This is a genomic window from Aquimarina hainanensis (assembly GCF_042684685.1).
Classification (GTDB): domain Bacteria; phylum Bacteroidota; class Bacteroidia; order Flavobacteriales; family Flavobacteriaceae; genus Aquimarina; species Aquimarina hainanensis.
This window is the reverse complement of record NZ_JBHULX010000021.1, coordinates 101,675-120,461: the sequence shown is the minus strand read 5'-3', so window position 1 is coordinate 120,461 and position 18,787 is coordinate 101,675. Positions and strand designations below refer to the sequence as shown.

Annotated in this window: 16 protein-coding genes; 9 read left to right on the top strand and 7 right to left on the bottom strand. The window is 37.2% G+C overall.

Going from position 1 to position 18,787, the window contains the following annotated elements; genetic code table 11:
- The first annotated feature begins 2 nt into the window (after positions 1–2).
- The 9 genes from hpaH (at position 3) to ACFSTE_RS11290 (ending at position 9,097) form a co-directional block, all read left to right on the top strand.
- Positions 3–806, top strand: a complete 804-nt coding sequence (gene hpaH / locus ACFSTE_RS11330) for a 2-oxo-hept-4-ene-1,7-dioate hydratase (protein ID WP_176028942.1) — start codon at positions 3–5, stop codon at positions 804–806.
- A gap of 3 nt (positions 807–809) precedes the next feature.
- Positions 810–1,577 carry an aldolase/citrate lyase family protein gene (locus ACFSTE_RS11325; protein WP_176028943.1) on the top strand — a complete coding sequence of 256 codons (768 nt, stop codon included), beginning with the start codon at positions 810–812 and terminating at the stop codon, positions 1,575–1,577.
- A gap of 110 nt (positions 1,578–1,687) precedes the next feature.
- Positions 1,688–3,205, top strand: coding sequence for a 5-carboxymethyl-2-hydroxymuconate semialdehyde dehydrogenase (gene hpaE / locus ACFSTE_RS11320; protein ID WP_378256917.1), 1,518 nt, complete (start codon positions 1,688–1,690; stop codon positions 3,203–3,205).
- A gap of 2 nt (positions 3,206–3,207) precedes the next feature.
- The gene (locus tag ACFSTE_RS11315) at positions 3,208–3,684 is read left to right on the top strand and encodes a flavin reductase family protein (RefSeq protein WP_176028945.1); all 477 of its coding nucleotides are present in this window, start codon (positions 3,208–3,210) and stop codon (positions 3,682–3,684) included.
- A gap of 6 nt (positions 3,685–3,690) precedes the next feature.
- Entirely contained in the window at positions 3,691–5,232 is a 1,542-nt protein-coding gene (locus ACFSTE_RS11310) for a 4-hydroxyphenylacetate 3-hydroxylase family protein (protein WP_176028946.1), read from the top strand.
- Between the two features lie 49 nt (positions 5,233–5,281).
- Positions 5,282–6,262: a 3,4-dihydroxyphenylacetate 2,3-dioxygenase gene (gene hpaD, locus ACFSTE_RS11305; RefSeq protein ID WP_176028947.1), complete on the top strand. Its 981-nt coding sequence runs from the start codon at positions 5,282–5,284 to the stop codon at positions 6,260–6,262.
- Positions 6,263–6,267: 5 nt separating this feature from the next.
- Entirely contained in the window at positions 6,268–6,630 is a 363-nt protein-coding gene (locus ACFSTE_RS11300) for a 5-carboxymethyl-2-hydroxymuconate Delta-isomerase (protein ID WP_176028948.1), read from the top strand.
- Between the two features lie 3 nt (positions 6,631–6,633).
- A complete protein-coding gene (locus ACFSTE_RS11295) occupies positions 6,634–8,094 on the top strand; it encodes an NAD-dependent succinate-semialdehyde dehydrogenase (RefSeq protein WP_176028949.1) in 1,461 nt (486 codons plus the stop codon).
- 115 nt (positions 8,095–8,209) lie between these two features.
- Positions 8,210–9,097: an AraC family transcriptional regulator gene (locus tag ACFSTE_RS11290; RefSeq protein WP_176028950.1), complete on the top strand. Its 888-nt coding sequence runs from the start codon at positions 8,210–8,212 to the stop codon at positions 9,095–9,097.
- Here ACFSTE_RS11290 and ACFSTE_RS11285 read toward each other — a convergent pair.
- The 7 genes from ACFSTE_RS11285 to ACFSTE_RS11255 all read right to left on the bottom strand — a co-directional run bounded on the left by ACFSTE_RS11285 (position 9,063) and on the right by ACFSTE_RS11255 (position 18,775).
- Positions 9,063–10,304, bottom strand: a complete 1,242-nt coding sequence (locus ACFSTE_RS11285; protein ID WP_378256913.1) for a pyridoxal phosphate-dependent aminotransferase — start codon at positions 10,302–10,304, stop codon at positions 9,063–9,065. The two genes, ACFSTE_RS11290 and ACFSTE_RS11285, sit on opposite strands and share 35 nt — an antisense overlap.
- 124 nt (positions 10,305–10,428) lie before the next feature.
- Positions 10,429–11,802, bottom strand: coding sequence for an aminotransferase class III-fold pyridoxal phosphate-dependent enzyme (locus tag ACFSTE_RS11280; protein WP_217704324.1), 1,374 nt, complete (start codon positions 11,800–11,802; stop codon positions 10,429–10,431).
- 10 nt (positions 11,803–11,812) lie between these two features.
- The gene (locus ACFSTE_RS11275) at positions 11,813–12,493 is read right to left on the bottom strand and encodes an HAD-IA family hydrolase (RefSeq protein ID WP_378256911.1); all 681 of its coding nucleotides are present in this window, start codon (positions 12,491–12,493) and stop codon (positions 11,813–11,815) included.
- Entirely contained in the window at positions 12,490–13,737 is a 1,248-nt protein-coding gene (locus ACFSTE_RS11270; protein ID WP_378256909.1) for a Tm-1-like ATP-binding domain-containing protein, read from the bottom strand. The genes ACFSTE_RS11275 and ACFSTE_RS11270 overlap by 4 nt, the downstream gene beginning before the upstream one ends.
- Positions 13,738–13,850: 113 nt before the next feature.
- On the bottom strand, positions 13,851–15,281 hold the full coding sequence (locus ACFSTE_RS11265) for an APC family permease (RefSeq protein ID WP_176028954.1): 1,431 nt from the start codon (positions 15,279–15,281) through the stop codon (positions 13,851–13,853).
- A gap of 74 nt (positions 15,282–15,355) precedes the next feature.
- Positions 15,356–16,792: an aldehyde dehydrogenase family protein gene (locus tag ACFSTE_RS11260; protein WP_176028955.1), complete on the bottom strand. Its 1,437-nt coding sequence runs from the start codon at positions 16,790–16,792 to the stop codon at positions 15,356–15,358.
- A 267-nt stretch (positions 16,793–17,059) separates the two neighbouring features.
- Complete coding sequence (locus ACFSTE_RS11255; RefSeq protein ID WP_176028956.1) at positions 17,060–18,775, bottom strand: amidohydrolase; 1,716 nt, start codon at positions 18,773–18,775, stop codon at positions 17,060–17,062.
- Between the last annotated feature and the right edge of the window lie 12 nt (positions 18,776–18,787).

Here is an 18,787-nt window from a genome sequence, read left to right as displayed (position 1 = left end):
ATATGCTTAGTAAGAAGCAAATAAAAGAAGAAGCTGTTCTGTTACATCAGGCAGAAAAAAAAAGACTACAGTTAGAAGCAACTACAGTGAGATATCCTGAAATGCAAATAGAAGATTCCTATGCTATCCAAGAAGAGTGGATGCGAATTAAAAAGAACGAAGGGCAGAAGGTAATAGGGTACAAAATAGGGTTGACTTCAAAAGTGATGCAAGCAGCTATGTCCATAGATGAGCCGGATTATGGGACATTGTTGGATAGTATGTACTTTGAACATGGCTGTACAATCAAAGCTTCTGATTTTTTAGACCCGAGAATAGAAGTAGAATTAGCGTTCGTATTAAAGAAACCGTTGTTTGGAAAATACCTGACGGTCGAAGATGTTATAGCGGCTACAGATTATGTCACTCCTGCATTAGAAGTAATCGCAGCCAGAACTTATCGAGTACATCCAGAGAATGGATATACACGTACGGTTAGGGATACTATTGCAGACAATGCAGCGAATGCAGCAATTATTCTTGGTCAGGAGAAGGTGAAACCGACAACAATAGACCTGAGATGGGTCAGCGCGCTTTTATATAAGAATAAATGTATTGAAGAATCCGGAGTAGCAGCAGCTGTACTAGATCATCCTGCAAAAGGCGTTGTCTGGTTAGCTCAGAAGTATGCGAATCACGGTATAGCCCTAGAAGCAGGTCAGATCATTTTATCAGGATCATTTACGAGACCTATAAAAGTAAGTAAAGGGGATCGTGTTACAGCAGATTATAATGAACTCGGAAAAGTTGAATGTAAATTTTTGTAAGGTATGAAGCAACTGGAAGATAATATATTGAAAAAAAAGGTGGTAAATAGAGCACGTACCTATGGAGTTTGGAATGGTCTAGTAGATACAGTTGTTGCCGAGATCCTCGCTTGTGCCGATTTTGACTGGATATTGATAGATGGAGAACATGCTCCATTCGATATCCGAAAAATACAATTACAACTTCAAACTTTATCAGCGTATGATACTCAGGTAATCGTAAGACCTCCTGTAGGAGATACTGTATTAATTAAGCAATTGATGGATATAGGTGTACAAAATGTAATGATTCCAATGGTTGAAACAGCAGAACAAGCCATGCAGTTAGTAAAAGATATGCGTTATCCACCCGAAGGGAATAGAGGGGTTGGTACGGCACTTGCAAGAGCTTCAAAATGGAATCGATTGGAGAATTACTTTGCTAAAGCAAATAGTCAAATGTGTTTAATCTGTCAGGTAGAAACAATCAAAGGATTAGATAATCTTGATGAAATTTTAGCAGTTGATGGAGTAGATGGAGTCTTCATCGGTCCTGCAGACCTGGCTGCCTCTATGGGGCATTTAGGAAATCCAGCGCATCCCCAAGTAAAAGAAATGGTTGCTAAGGCTCTTACCAAAATCCGAGAAAAAAATAAAACGGCAGGTGTACTGGCATTATCCAGTGAATTGATTGCTTTTTATAGCAGTAAAGGAGCTAATTTATTAGGTATAGGAGTCGATACATTGTTACTGGCGAATAGTGCGCAAAAACTCATGAATACAATAAAATAACACGCATAAAAGTATAATAATTCTTACATAAAAATGCAAAAGTGTTTTTTCTGACTAAACTACTTTTATCAAGTAAGTAACCTCATACAAATCTAATTTTTCAAAACATAATGTTAGATACTAATTTAGAAATACTGAATCAACTGTTACCCAGTCTTAAGAAAAATGGGATTCAAAACTTTATAGAAGGAGAGCGAACAGCAGCCATCTCCGGAGATACCTTTGATGTGCATTCTCCTGTTGATAGTGAATTTATAACTAAGGTAGCCTTGTCAGGTAAAGAAGATGTTGATCAGGCGGCAAATGTAGCTCAGAAAGCTTTTGAATCCTGGAAAAAGATGCCACATCAGGAGCGTAGAAATATATTGTATGCTATTGCAGCCAAAATAGAAGAACATGCCGAAAATATCGCGGTACTGGAAAGTTACGATACTGGACAGCCTATCCGTTTTATGAAAAAGGCTGCTATTAGAGGGGCCGCAAACTTTAGATACTTTGCAGATAAAGTGATTGATGCTCCAAACGGATTGTCTACCCCCGATACTCATCATATTAATTATACTATTCGACAACCCATCGGACCTATAGGGGTGATTACTCCTTGGAATACTCCATTTATGTTGAGTACCTGGAAAATTGCACCTGCACTGGCATCAGGGTGTACGGTAGTCCATAAACCGGCCGAATTTAGCCCAATAACTGCAGACTATTTGGTGAAGCTTGCTCACGAGGCAGGTTTACCCAAGGGAGTTTGGAATGTGATACATGGTTTTGGAGAGACAGCAGGAAAGTCACTAACAGAGCATGAGGCTATTAAAGCAGTAGCCTTTATAGGAGAAACCACCACAGGAAGCTTGATCATGAAACAGGGAGCAACTACCTTAAAAAGAGTTCATCTCGAACTGGGAGGGCAAAATCCAATTATTGTTTTTGATGATGCAAATCTGGATAGGGCGTTGGATACAGCCGTATTTATGAAGTATAGCCTGAATGGAGAACGTTGTACTTCGAGTAGCAGGTTACTCCTTCAAAAAAAGGTGTATGATGAATTTGTAAAGAAATTATCTCAACGGGTAAAAAATATTAAGGTAGGGAATCCATTGGATCCGGTTACAGAGGTTGGTCCCATGATACATCCTACCCATCAGGAAAAGGTGTTACGATATGGAGCAATTGGAGAAGAAGATGGTGCCACTCTTGTAGTAGGAGGAGGAACTCCAGATCAACTTAAAAAGGGATGTTATGTGAACCCAACACTTTTTATCGATGGAGCTCAAAACATGCGTATTGCTCAAGAAGAAGTTTTTGGACCGTTTCTTACCGTGATTCCTTTTGAAACAGAAGAAGAAGCGATCACAATAGCTAATAGTGTAAGGTATGGACTTACCGCATATATATGGACTAAAGATGTCGGAAGAGCTCATAGAGTAGCTCAGGAAGTAGAAGCAGGTATGGTTTGGGTTAATTCTCAAAATGTAAGACATCTGCCAGCTCCTTTTGGAGGAGTAAAATACAGTGGAATTGGTCGTGATGGAGGAGAATATAGCTTTGACTTCTATATGGAAACTAAAAATATATCAGTTGCACTTGGTGATCACCTCATTCCGCAACTGGGCAAAAATCAATAGATATGGATACAAAAAAACTACGACAGGTAGCAGGAGGATTTGTGACAGGGATTACCATAGTGAGTTCCGGGGATGCAGATGAAGAAGTGAGAGCGATGACAGCAAATTCGTTTTTGTCAGTTTCATTAGCTCCTCCATTGGTATTATTTTCTGTAGATACAAGAACCCGATTGTTCGAAACACTTGAAAAAGGGAAAAAGATAACCATTAGCATTTTGTCTGAAGAGCAAGAAGAAATCAGTAATCATTTTGCAGGAAAAAACCATCTGGATCACAATCTCTTATTTGAGAACATAAAAAATTATCCGGTAATCAAAAATGCGCTGGGGTATTACTTGACTAAAGTCAATCAAATCATCCCTGCAGGAGATCATTATTTGGTCTTATGTGAAGTGAAGGATTTATATAGAAATGAACAGCTAAACCCTTTGATGTATTATTCGGGGGGCTATAAAACATATACAAAAACATTAATCTAAGATATCATGATTACAGAACAAAACACTGCGAAAAACAGACCATTTTCAAAAGAGTATGAAAATAAGATTTTTACTGGGCAGGAGTATCTCAATTCTCTGGATGATGGTAGAGAAATTTGGTTTAATGGAGAGCGAATTACCAATATAGCAGAACATAAAGCTTTTAGGAATTCAGCTAGAAGTATTGCCAGATTTTATGATGCAATGCATGATGAACGTTATCAGGATGATCTGTTGCTGGTAGATAAGAATGGTATTGTTACCCATAAGTTTTTTGCACCTAGTTATACTCCTAGAGAATTGGATGAAGCTCGAAAAGCTATTGAGGTTAGTCAGCGCATAAATTATGGATGGATGGGAAGAACTCCAGAATATAAAGCAGCATTTATGGCGCATTTACAGGATAATGCTGGGTTTTATCAAAAAGAGTTTCAACAAAATGCTATTAACTGGTATAAAAAAACAGCAGAAAAATGCTTGTTCCTGAATCATGTATTAGTAGATCCTCCAGTTGATAGATCCAAAGACAGGGTTAATGTAAAGAATGTTTTTGTGAGTGTAGATAAAGAGGATGACAAAGGGATTTATGTCTCAGGAGCCAAAATGGTCGCTACAGGTTCTGTATTGACGCATGGAACATTTGTAGGGCTTACCGGTAATATTACTTCTATGATGGAAAAAGACAGAGATGAAGATATGGCTGTCATATTTTTTGCAGATATGAATACACCGGGACTTAAAATGATTTGTAGACCATCTTATGAGCATGATGCAAATAGCGCATATGATGCACCATTGTCTTCTAGGTATGATGAAAACGATTCTGTAATCATTATGGATCATGCCTTCATTCCCTGGGAAAACGTATTGGTATATAGAGATATTGATCGATGCAAACAGTTTTATAAAGAATCTGGTTTTTTTAATCGGTATAATTTACAGGCAGCCGTTCGATTAGCGATTAAACTGGAGTTTTGTATAGGGTTATTTTCAGAAGGAACCAAGGCATCTGGTACAGCACAATTTAGAGGGGTACAAGCAGGAACGGGAGAATTAATAGGAATAAAAAACACACTGTGGTCGCTTACTACAAGTATGGTTAATGATGTAGTCTCTTGTGGTACTGGAGTTGTTCCAAATGCAGAGGTAGCAGCAGCCTTACGTCTATATATGTCCAATTGCTGGGATCGGGTACGCGAAATTTTTGAAAGCGTCCTGGGAGGCGCACCAGTGTATACGATTTCTAGTAATAAAGACTTATTGAATGTGGAGTTACGACCATATATAGAGCAGTATTATGTAGGAACAGGGTTAGAGGCTACGGATAGAATTAAATTATTCAAATTAATCTGGGATTCCATGTATTCTGAGTTTGCAGGGAGACACTCTTTGTATGAAAGAAATTACTCCGGAAGTCAGGATTTACAACGATTAGATCTTCTTAGACAAGCCATGGCTTCTAAATCTCTGGATAAATGTACCGCTATGGTCCAAAAATGTATGGATGATTATGACATAAATGGTTGGACAAATACCTGGTTAACCTGATTTACCTTATAGAAGTACAACACAACTGAATTTAAAAAAATAAAAGATAATGAAAGTCCTGAAGCACAATTTTAACCTTCCATTCAATATTATTCGCTGTAGTCATGTAGAATACGGAGTCAGAGATTTGGAGGTTTCCAGAAAGTTTTATGTAGAAACACTGGGATTAATAGAAACCGAACGAACGGATGAGGCATTATATCTCAGGTGCCTCGAGGAACAGCAACATCATTCTTATATTTTAAAAGTAACGGAAGAACCTTGTGTCTTAGCAGTAGGGTTTAAAGTAGCTTTTGAAAAAGATTTGGATGCCCTTAAAGAACATCTGGATCAAAAAAATATACGATCAGAATGGGTAGATAAATATGCAGAAGATAGAACGTTAAAGGTCACTACCCCACAAGGGTTTATTCTGGAGTTTTATGCCAGAATGAAAAAGGTGGCTCATAAACTACGAGAATACCAATCCTATCAGGGAATGCATCCGCAACGATTTGACCATTTTAATGTGTTTACACCAAATGCACAGGAAACCTATGAGTTTTTTGTAAACGAGCTTGGGTTTCGGTTGACTGAATATACTACTACTGAAAAAGGAGAGATGTGGGCCGCCTGGATGCATCGCAAAGGGAATGTACATGATATGGCGTTGACAAATGGAGATGGACCTCGTTTGCATCACTCGGCTATATGGGTGCCTACAGCACTCAATATTATTCACCTCTTAGATGTGATGGCAACATCCGGATTTGTTGAAAACATAGAAAGAGGTCCGGGACGACATGGGGTATCCAATGCTTTTTTTCTGTACGTATTAGATCCCGATGGACATCGAATAGAGATATACACCTGTGATTATCTTACAGTAGATCCGGATCTGGAACCCTTAGGGTGGGATTTGAAAGATCCACAGCGACAGACGCTTTGGGGAGCACCAGCACCCAAAAGTTGGTTTGAACATGGGACTTCTTTTGTGAATACACCTGTAAAAGAGGCTAAAATGGAAGCAAGACCAATCATAGCAAATTAATACAGATGCCACATATTACACTGGAATATTCTGATAATGTATCGCTGGATTTCAAACTTTTTTTTGAAGAATTGAAAAACAAACTGGTTGAAACAGGCTATGTTTCTGCAATGGGAATAAAATGTAGAGCAGTACCATCTACTGTCCATTTTATAATTGATGGTAATCCCAGTTATAAAATGGTAAATTTATTGCTTCGATTACGAGAAGGGCGCTCTCTGGAAGTAAGAAAGAAACTTTCTCAAATTGGAATAAGTTTATTGGAAAAGTATTTCCAGAAAGAGATCACTAATAAAGAAATTATATTGTCTACAGAGGTCAAAGAGTTGATCACTGGATTAGATATCACTAAAAATGCTATCAGATAACGAATGAAACATAACAGTAATACCTTGTTATTCCAGACAAGCGCCTATATCGATGGAGCGTGGGTTAGGGATGCTAATAATAAAACATTTGATGTAATTAATCCGATGGATGATTCTGTGATTGCATCGGTTGCTGATTTAGGAAAAGAAGAAACTAAAAAAGCCATTGAGGCAGCAAATATAGCATTTCACGACTGGAAAATGAAGACCGCTACAGAACGTTCCAAATGTTTGCGTAAGTGGTTTGAATTACAAATCGAACATGTCAAGGAGTTGGCAGAGATTTTGACATTGGAGCAGGGAAAACCCTTAGCAGAAGCAGAAGGAGAAATCAGGTATGGGGCTTCGTTTGTAGAGTGGTTTGCCGAAGAGGCAAAAAGAACTTATGGAGATGTAATTCCCGCCCACGCTAGAGACAAACGGATCATTACATTAAAACAACCTATTGGTGTAGTTGCAGCCATTACTCCCTGGAATTTTCCTAATGCTATGATTACACGAAAAGTAGCACCTGCTTTGGCGGCAGGTTGTACGGTGGTAGTCAAACCAGCAAAAAATACTCCTTTGTCTGCTTTGGCATTAGCGTATTTAGCAGAGAAAGCAGGAATACCCAAAGGCGTTTTTAATGTAGTAACTTCTAGTGATTCCAGAGCGGTAGGAGAAGAGTTGACACGTAATCCGATAATTAGAAAGCTGTCTTTTACCGGATCTACAGAGATTGGAAAAATATTGATCAAACAATGTGCAGATACAGTCAAAAAAGTCTCTATGGAGTTAGGAGGTAATGCGCCTTTTATCGTTTTTGAAGATGCGGATATCGATAAGGCTGTTGAAGGAGTTATAGTATCTAAATATAGAAATGCTGGACAAACCTGCGTTTGTACCAATAGGATTTTTGTACACGAACATATACAAGAAGAATTTACCGTTAAATTAGCCAAAGCAATTCAGAAATTAAAAGTCGGAAATGGATTAGAAGAAGGGGTTACAATTGGACCGATGATAGACCACCAGGCATTGGAATTTGTAGAAGAGCTTGTAGAAGATGCAGTAGCAAAAGGAGGAAAGGTGGTTTATGGAGGAACAAGAAGCGCTATTGGAAATAATTTCTATACACCTACATTACTTTGTAATCTGGATACTTCCATGAAGGTTTACCATGAAGAAATCTTTGGACCGATAGCGGCTGTTTTTTCTTTCCAAACTGAGAAAGAAGTGATTCAAATGGCTAATGATACTCCCTTTGGACTTGCTTCCTATTTTTATGGGAAGGATTATGCAAGAATATGGAGAGTAGCAGAAGCTCTGGAGTATGGAATGGTTGGAATAAATACAGGATTAATATCAACAACTTTGGCTCCTTTTGGAGGGATTAAAGAGAGTGGGTTTGGGAGAGAAGGATCAAAGTATGGAATGGATGATTATCTGGAACTTAAATATTTGTGTATAGGGGGAATTGAGTAGTCTCATATGCCTTATACTATCTACAGATATTTGATATTGGCCAAAACAATTTGTAACCCTGAGTTTTGATTTGCTTAACTTGGGGTTTCTTATTTTGGGTAAAAGAAAAGTAAATATGATGTATAAAAGAGATAAAGGAATGATTAAGAGAAATAATAGAGAAAGTACATTCGCCATAGAACCTTTGCCTTCTACTATCGTAAGAACCAAAAATGAACATCAAATCAATAAACATTTATACAAGGAAATTATCTTTTTGTTTTCTGGAGAAGGTAAGCATATGATTGATGATGAGTTGATTGAATTTACGCCTAATACCTTATACTTGATTAATATTGGTCAGGTACATTCGTATATTGAAGGTACGAATATACAGGGATATTCAATAAAGTATAAAAATGAATTTATTCCCTCTTCCGGGTTAAGTTATAAGTCTAGTTTTTATTCCAAGCTGAATGGATATATTGCTGATCTCAATTATATAAAATTAGCTAAGAAAGATGTAAAAAACATTCGATCACATTTTCAAAGTATATTGGAAGAATATAAGCAACCAGATGAAGCATTTACTAGTAAGGCTATTGTACAATATTTGTTTGTGAGTTTTATGCTTAAAATTGAAAGAATGGCCCGGGAGATTGTCATTATAACCTCTAAAACAACAACCAGCAACCATAAAAAAACCTTGTATGTTAAATTCTTGAGTTTGCTGGAAGAGAATTTTATGACCAACCATAGTATGGATTTTTATACAGAGAAGCTGAGCCTTTCCAGAAGAAAATTATCGGATTTGGTTAAAGAGTTTAGTGGGATTACTGCCAAACGCTATTTGTTAAATCGCATTATTTTGGAAGCCAAACGACTACTGGCATATTCCAATCACAATTTAAAAGAAATATGTTATGATTTAGGGTTTGAAAGCCCTGCCTATTTTTCTACTTTGTTTAAAGAGATGACAGGCAAGACCCCTAATGAATATCGCAAGATGCAACAGAAGAAGTAGTCGTCTTTTCGTGATCAATGTAGCGGTATTCGTCTAAAGCATGTTTTAGAATGGTTACCGCTTTTATAATGGAGTCTTTGTTAAGTACGTATGCAATTCTAACCTGATATTTTCCAAATGCTGTATTTGAATAAAATCCAGAAGCAGGAGCGACCATAACTGTCTCGTGTTTGTAATGGTACTTCTCTAATAACCATTGAGCAAAATGATCTGCATCACAAATCGGAAGTTCTGCGATACAGTAAAAAGCTCCCTTTGGTTGTGTAACTTTTACATGTGGTATCTTTTGTAGCTCAGTGATCAAGGTGTTTCTTCGGTCACTGTATTCTTTGATAATTTGATCAAAATATTCCTGTGGGGTATCCAAAGCTGCTTCACTGGCAATTTGCGCATATGTAGGGGGAGATAACCGGGCTTGTGCAAATTTTAAAGCGGTAGCGATAAAAGTGTTGTTTCTGGAAACGATACATCCAATTCTGGCACCACACATACTGTATTTTTTTGAAACAGAGTCAATCATAATTGCATGTTCTTCCAGCTCGGATTCTCTTAATATGGAATAATGTTCTGTATTATCATAAATGAAATCTCTATATACTTCATCAGCAATCAAGAATAAATCGTGTTTTTTTGCCAATTGCGCCAGGGCATGTATTTCTTCTTTGGTATACAAATACCCGGTAGGATTTCCTGGATTACAGATTAAGATGGCTTTTGTCTTGTCAGAGATTAATTGTTCAAATTCAGAAATAGGAGGAAGATCAAAATTAGTGTCAATTTTTGAGGTAACAGGAACAATGTGCACTCCAGAAGCGATCGAAAAACTATTATAATTAGCATAGAAAGGTTCTGGAATGATTATTTCATCCCCGGCATCGGCAATGCTGGAAAGCGTAAAAAATAAGGCTTCACTTCCTCCGGTAGTTACCAGAATGTCATCATGAGTTACTTGAATATGATACTTCTTGTAATGCATAGCGATCTTTTTTCGATATATTTCTGAACCTTCTGACCGGCTATACGCTAACACATCAATACGATTATTTTTTACAGCATCCAGGGCAATTTGAGGAGTTTTTATATCTGGTTGCCCAATATTAAGGTGGTATACTTTTATACCTCTTTTTTTTGCATTTTCTGCAAATGGAACCAGCTTTCTCACAGGAGATTCAGGCATATGATGCCCTTTTAAGGAAATACTTGGCATGGTAACAGGGATTTATAAAGTATAAGGATACAGGTATATCGTAGAAAAAAAATAAGGTGTCTGTACCTGTACCTTTATACTGATTTGTAATTATTTCAATTCTTGTCGGATAAAAAGAACGGGATTATAAAGCTTCGGCTTCAATAAGGGAAGTTTCAAAGATATCCACAATGCTGTCTAATTCTTTTTTGTTGATAATCAAAGGGGGAGAGATGATAATGGCATTGCCTGAAGCACGTACAAAGGCTCCTTTCTCGATCATTTTTTTATGAATTTTAGATACGATCTCTCTATTGGGCTTTTTACTCGTTTTATCTTTTACAAATTCGATGGCAAACATCAATCCTTTTCCTCTTACATCACCAACTGTTTTATATGTGTTTTCAAAAGGTTTTAATCGATTCATCAAGTGATTTCCCAGTTTTCGTGCATTGGCAGGAAGGTCTTCTTTAATAACTATGTTTAGGGCAGCAATGGCAGCTGCACAAGCAACCGGATGACCAGAATAGGTATATCCATGACCAATAGCGCCGAAGGAATCATTATTTGCTTTGAAGACATTATCAATTCGTTCATTACAAAGTGTTGCTCCCAAAGGAATATAACCAGAAGAAATTCCTTTGGCTAATGTCATGATATCAGGTTTTACACCCCAGGCACGACTTCCAAACATACTACCGGATCGACCAAAACCGGTAACTACCTCATCCGCGATTAACAAGACATCATATTTATCGCAGACTTCTCTTACTAATGGCATAAAATTATCAGGAGGAACAATTACACCACCAGCTCCCAGAACAGGCTCCATAATGAAAGCTGCTACGGTATCTGGACTTTGAAACTGAATTTCACGCTCTAGTAGTTCAGCACAGATTTTACCCAATTCTTCTGGGTTTTCAGTATACGGGTTTCGATAAGTCCATGGAGCATCAATATGAGAACATCCAGGAAGTAAAGGTTCGTAATTTCTTCTAAAACGAGTATTTCCATTTACTGAAGCAGCACCGAAATGTGTGCCGTGGTATCCTTGTTTTAGAGAGATAAATTTATATCGATCTTTTTGCCCTTCCATTTTCCAATATTGACGGGCAATCCGCATAGCGGTTTCCATGGCGTCAGAACCTCCGGAGCTAAACATGACCCGTTTCATATTTTCTGGCTTGGTCATTTCCATCAGTAAATGAGCTAACTCAATCGAACGTGGGTGCGAGGTACCTTTAAAGGTAGAATAGTATACCAATTCATCCAATTGATTAATAATAGCGTCTTTAATTTCTTGCCGATTATACCCACAATTGATATTCCATAATCCGGCAAATCCATCAATCATTTTGCGCCCATGATTATCTTCTATGTGGACTCCTTTTCCTTTTTTTATAATTAAAGGAGGCTTTTGTAACATGTCATTCGGGTGTCCCATGGGATGCCATTGTTCTTTCCCATTCCATTCTTCTATATTCAATGATGCGTCCATATTTAATAAGGTTGTATCCATTTTTATTTTTTTAATTGTTGGTTGCGATAAGAGAGTTGATGCCTAGTACATGTAATACATATTGATAGCAGGCATCTGGTTGTGTAATGTCGAAATGCAGGGTTTTTAATCCTGACTTCATAGCTCCTACTATGTTTCGTAATTGATCGTCTACAAACAACACTTCATTGGCGTGTAATTGTAGTGTGTTCAATGCTATTTCATAGGCTTTGGGATTCGGTTTTAAAATAGCGTTATGAGTAGCGTCGTAAAAAGAATCCAGATCTTTAAGAAAGGGAAGGTTGTCTACAAATTCTTTCCCGGTGAATAATTCGATTTCATTACTTAAGATCCCTACCTTACCTCCTGATTTTTTTACAATATCAATTACTTGTAATGCCTGAGGTCGCAATATTTCACTGTAATCGGTTTTTTCTCCCATGGATTTCAGTAAGTCAAGCATTGACCAGTTTTTTTTCCCAATTAACGCTCCAATTTCCTGAGCACGTGTTCCCCAATAATCGCGTTCAGTAATTTCATCTCGCTGCATGGACATCCATAAAGGATCACTACTTGGGTCAAAAGGTCCTTTCCAGGTTAATACTCCTTTGGGAAGTTGAAGTTTTTCTTCTATGATATTCTGGCGCTCAAACAGCGATTTACTGATAACACTACCAAAATCCAATAACAAGGCTTTTATAGGCGTTTTCATGCGTTTACAGGCTGTTTTAATATAATTCCTTTTTCTATCCAGTCATCAAATACATCAAGTACCCTGTCTGCAAAGACCTGATCATTGATATGGCAGTTGATTTCTTCTATTTCAATATTGGGAGTATGAAGAGATTTCATCTCGTTAAAAAACACGTGTAATGTTTCAGGGTCATATAACTCTCGACCTTTTCTATCCCATTCCAGTACCCCTTTTAGAGGAAGCAGTAGTTTTGTTTTTCCTTTTGCTTTGGCAATTTTCTGTGCAATCTTTGCTGCCAGTTTTCTAAGTTCTTTTTTATCTAGCACTACAGAAGAAATCAGTCGATTATGTACATGAGAAGGGCGGTCTTTCAGTTTTTTTGGTGGTTTTTGCCAGGTTGGAATATCAACAATATTAATAGAACCGGGGGCAATGATTTGAGGAATTCCGTTTAACCCTGTATTTTCTAACCGATCTTTTCCAGAGGTAACAATAGAATTAAACACATCATTGACAACTTCCTGTAAACTGAAATCCAAGACGGCTGCAAATCGTTTTTTACTGGCTAACCACTCCAATGCTCTTCCGCCCTGACCGGTTGTGTGAAATACAACCAGTTCAAAACCTCTTTTTTCCAATTCTGGTTTTAGATATACCATATACTTCAGAGCAGATTTTCCCAGAGAACTCATAGCGACCAATGGTTTGTCTATTTTAAGCTTTTGAGAAGCTCTTGCTGCTCCGACTACAGCACCACAAGCCTGTCTCAATACAGATTTACATATTTTGTTTATTCCATATAAGCCACCTGACCAAAGCATCATCGATAAGTCTGGAGATATTCTTTCAGGAGGGATTAAATGAGAAAATGAAATGGTAGAAACCACATATTTGGGAACACCAAAAGGAAGAGAAGAGGCAACATCCAATGCAAGGTCAGTACCCATGGTACCTCCCAAAGCAATCATTCCATCAATCTTTCCTTCACTATATAATTGACTGACTAATTTAGAGGCTCCTTCAGCGGTCTTAGTCATGGCTTTGTTTTCGTCTCCTAATGCTATAATAGCTTTGTTGGTAGTATTTATGGTTTTTGCAACATCATGTTTACTATAATCAACGGCAAAACCAGGATCTCCCAGAACGCCTACATCCATGACTTTTGGGTTTCCTCCCTGCGCTTCGATACAATGCTTCATGAATAATAATTCGTCAGATTTTGTATCTGCGGTACCAACGATAAGTATTGTTTTTCTTTTCATTACTTGCTTATTACTCCTGATTAAAATTAAAAATGAAATAGGACTCTTGTTTACATAAAAGTGTAATTAATATTTATGTTTTGTGCTTTTTTATTGATTAAACAAACTATTTGTCAAGAGGTTTCCTGATGTGGGTGTTTTTGCAAAACATGCTCTATTTCCAGAGGAGTCCAGAGCGGTACTTCCTGTTTGTATTTAAGCCATACAAAAGAATAAGTAGCACATATAGAGAGTATGACAAAAAAAGGAATATAAATCTGAGATGGTGTTAAGAAAGGAGGGACTAAATAGAAAAAGGTGATAAATAATCCGATAATAGCCAATAATTGTGGGAGAGGATATAAAGGGGTCTTAAAAGGGCGTACAATTTTAGGGTGTCTTTTTCGTAGTAAGACTACAGCAATATTAATCAGTATATAAAAAAATATCCAGGAGCAGATAGCTGCCAGGATGAGAGCAAAAACTCCATTGATATCAGATCCGATGAGGTAAGATCCAAGCATAGGGATCAGTGCAATAAAAATAATACCAACATAGGGAGTGTCATATTTTTTATGTGTTTTTAGAAATATTTTAGGCAAGACTCCATCAAGTGCCATTCCATAAAGTATTCTGGGAATACTGGCGATGATGGTATTTATTAAAGCAACTGTGGCAAGGAATATTACCAAAACAAAACCCCATTTACCCACCTCACCTAAAATAGCATCACCATACACCAAAGCGCTCTCAGGTGTTTCCAGTAATAATGTATTACTTGTTTGATCGACAACTTCATTAGGAACTAACCGAACGATACTGGTGCCAAATATCAGCATTGCAATTAATGACATTGTCAATCCGATAAATAAAGAATGTTTGATATTCTTATTAGGATCCTTCATTTCAGGGGCTAGTGGTGTTACATATTCTGCTCCTACAAATAGGAATAAGGTGAACCCTACCAAGGTGAAAATTGCAGAAATGTCATGACCGATGGAAGAGTCACCCCAAATAAAATCTAAATTGGTTTTGGGGATGATAAACAATCCGATGATTCCTAGAATAACCATTAAAGCATATTTGGAATACGATAGGATGTTTTCTATCAGAGCAAACATATTGATGCCTCTAATATTGATTATAGCACATAGAATTACAATTCCCCAACCAATAATCCAGGAATTTTCTGGAGAAACGAAAGAAGAAACAATAGGAAAATTACTTTGTGCAAATAAGCCTGCGGCAGCTACCTCTGCTGATGAAGCAAAAAAAGTAACAATCACATAAGAAGCGAGTGTTGCAGTAACTCCCCAAAATCGCCCCATTGCAATGGTGATGTAATCATAGACAGCTCCTACTGTTGGAATGATTCCGGAAAGCTCTGCAAAGCTGGTTGCCTGACACATCATTAATACATATGAAATTACCAGTGCAATAAAGAAAACATAGCCGCCCAGGCTAATCCCTTGTGTAATGGTTAATAGAGAAGATGCCAGTAGCATTAATCCCAGAATAGATGCGATACCTGTCGGGGTTCCAACTTTTTTATTGCTAGTACTCATAATTGTATTAAAAGTGTTTTATGTTAATAGATTACATGTCTGATTACAATATACTAATTTGATAATTAGGGGATTTAGTAGGAGATTACTACGGATTTTGATCTGGTGAAGGCTGCTATAGATGCTTTCCCCAGCTCATTACCAATTCCAGATTGTTTAAATCCTCCTAATGGTAAATTTGGATCAGACCGAACAGGAGAATTGACATAAATCATCCCTGCATGTAGTTTAGACAGTAAATAGTGCATATTACTTACATTTTTTGTCCAAATACTTGCTGCCAGTCCATAAGGAGTATCATTAGCTTTTTGGATTAAATCATCTAAACCATCGTAGGAGACAGCTACGAGAACAGGACCGAATATTTCTTGTTTTAAAATATCTATTTTATGATTATCTGGGTTTGAAAATACTGTGGGAGCTACATAATATCCTTTGTTATATAACTTATTACCTCCTGCAATAACTTCTGCTCCTGCTGCAATTCCAGAATCGATATACTTTATAACATGTTCCATATGTGATTTGGAAACTAATGGTCCCATTTGAGATGTTTGATCCATTCCATGTCCTACTTTCATGGTTTTGGCTATATCACCTATATCACTCAGGATGGTATCATATTTTTGTTTAGGAAGATAGATTCTGGAGCCGGAAACACATACTTGTCCCTGATTATAAAAAATCCCTTTGGTAGTTCCTTTGGGTAGAGAATTCAGATCAGCATCATCGAGTACTAGTACTGGATTTTTACCTCCTAGTTCTAATGTGAATTCTTTTAAATTTTGTCCGGCTTGTTTTCCTATGTTTTTACCTACTTGAGAAGACCCGGTAAAAGTTATTTTATGAACCTTGGGGTGATTGATCAGGTAATTCCCGACGGTTGCCCCTCTGCCATTAACTACATTGATCACTCCATCAGGGATACCTGCTTCCTGAGATAATTCTGCTAGTCGTAATGCAGTTAAAGGGGTTTCTTCTGATGGTTTAAAAACTACAGCACAGCCACAGGCAAGGGCAGGTGCTATTTTCCAAGCATACATCATCATAGGAACATTCCAGGGAGCAATAGCAGCCACAACACCAATGGGTTCTTTTTGGGTATAGGCAAAATGGTTTCCGCCACTTAGGGATACTCCCAGGGTAGATCCTTCTATTTTGGTTGCCCATCCGGCATAGTATCTAAAACAATTTACAGTAGCACCCACTTCTTTTTGGGCATCCGCAAGTAGTTTTCCGTGTTCTGCTACGAGTAATTCACTCAATTCGGTAGTGTGTTGTTCTATGATATCAGCATATTTGAGTAAAACAGCTTCCTTTTTATTTGGAAGCATTTTATACCAATCCCCCTGATATATCTGGTAATGAGCAGCATTTATAGCAGTGTCAATATCGATATTTCCTGCTTCTGAGATGGTTTGGATTTCTTCTTCGGTGGCAGGATTGTGTATGCTAAAAGTAACGTCTGATGAACCATCAATCCATTTACCATTTATGAAATTTGATTTCATAGCTTGTATAGAGAATTAAAATAAATGTTTGTTTTTATAGCAATTCGTAAAATAGAATTCACAAATCACTGAGTTGTCTTTTTGAACTTCAAAACCCATAAGTTGTTATTAATAACAAAAACGGAAGTAATCCTGATTCGATTTTATATAACATCTTCTTGAACTCTGTTAATCAAAGAACAAAATGACTACTCCAAACATATTCATCATTTGTAAAAAAACACTACATAAAAATAGATGTTTTGTTTAGGTTTTGTGCGTTGTTGTTTATGGTTTTAACCTATGGCATTCAACTCCTTTGTAATAGGTTGACAGTACTTTGATTTCACTAATATCATCTGGATCAATATCGAAGATGGATTGATCAAGAATGATGAAGTCTGCATTTTTACCAACTTCTAATGAACCGGATTCATGGTTTTTATTCATTGATATAGCACCGTTTATAGTGAAGATTCGCAAGGCATCAGATAAAGGAATTTTTTGTTCGGACCAAAATGCTTTTGTAGTGTTTGTTGCTGTAGGGTTTTTTCGGGTTACCATGGCTTCTATACCAACCCATGGATTGAGGTTTACGGCAACTGAAGGCCAATCAGAACCTGCTATGCAATGAACTTCATGCTTTACCAAGTTTTTAATGGGCCAGAAGTCATGATTTTTTTCATCACAAACGGTTGCCAAAATATTATCAATAATGGGACTTGGAAACCATAGATAAGGAGACAGATCTGCTGCGATATTCAGTGTTTTCATTCTCAGGAGGTCGTACTCATGTATATAACTGGCATGTGCTAACTCATGTTTTTGAGTGCTTTGAGGGTTATTTTTACGAGCATATTCGACGGCATTAATAGCTTCTCGTGCCGACCTGTCTCCGGCAGCATGAATTTTAATGATAAACTGTTCTTTGTCGAAATTAGCAATATCTTGTTGTAGTAGTTCTGGTGTAATATGCAAAAAACCATTAGTTGGAGTAGGGTGATGATGATCCGTTTTGTAATTGCATAGCATGGCGGCTGTTCGAGAGGAAGTGGGAACGCCATCTAAGAAAAATTTGATAAAATAAGGGTCGATATTATCGGTTTTGTTCTTTTTAGCAGTTTCTACAAAAGACCGGATATCCAGGGGGTGGTTTCTTGCCATTTTAGGTGTAGATTGACACATGGCAAAAAACATATTGATAGCACCAGCTTGATCCATTTTATACATTGTTTCAATGGATTTTTTATTGGCGTCTGCATCCTTAATAGCGATAATTCCATAGGAGAGCGATTGTTTTTGTGCATATTCTATGGACTTCGCGTATTGTTCTTCGGTGAAGGTTACCTTATCAAGTACCAGAAAAGAAGCATTTTCGTGAAGAACCCCATTGGGGTTTCCCTGAGGGTCTTTTTCAATTCTTCCATTTTTAGGGTCTGGAGTATCGCGATTGATGTTCCCCATTTTTAACCCAGCACTATTCACCCATAAATTATGACCCGTATCATCTGCTAGTAATATAGGAATGGTGCTATTGATTGCATCCAACCATCTTAAGGGGTGATCAATCTGATTTTTTTCAAAAAAATCACTAGCCCAGGCACCTCCAATGACGATTTCAGAATTTACGTGCTTTATATAATGCTTCATGCTTTTGTGTAAAGAATCAGCTGGAATATCCCATTCAAAATTTAATTGAAAAAGATCTTTTAAGGCTCCAGTAATTGGATGAGAATGCGAATCATAAATACCGGGCATTAAAGTGTTCTGATGTAAATCTACTTCTTTTATGGAATAGATTTTTTGCAAAGAATCTTTTAAGATGTGATAATTTCCGATTGCTATTATTTTTTTATTTCTAATAGCCATAGCCTCGACAATATCATTCTGCTTATTAATGGTTAGTATTGAACCATTATGAAAGATGGTGAGGGGTGGTTTATTATCTTTTTTACAACTGATACAACAAAGAATCAGTAAGCTATATAGGAAACGATTTTTCATTATTATTGGTTG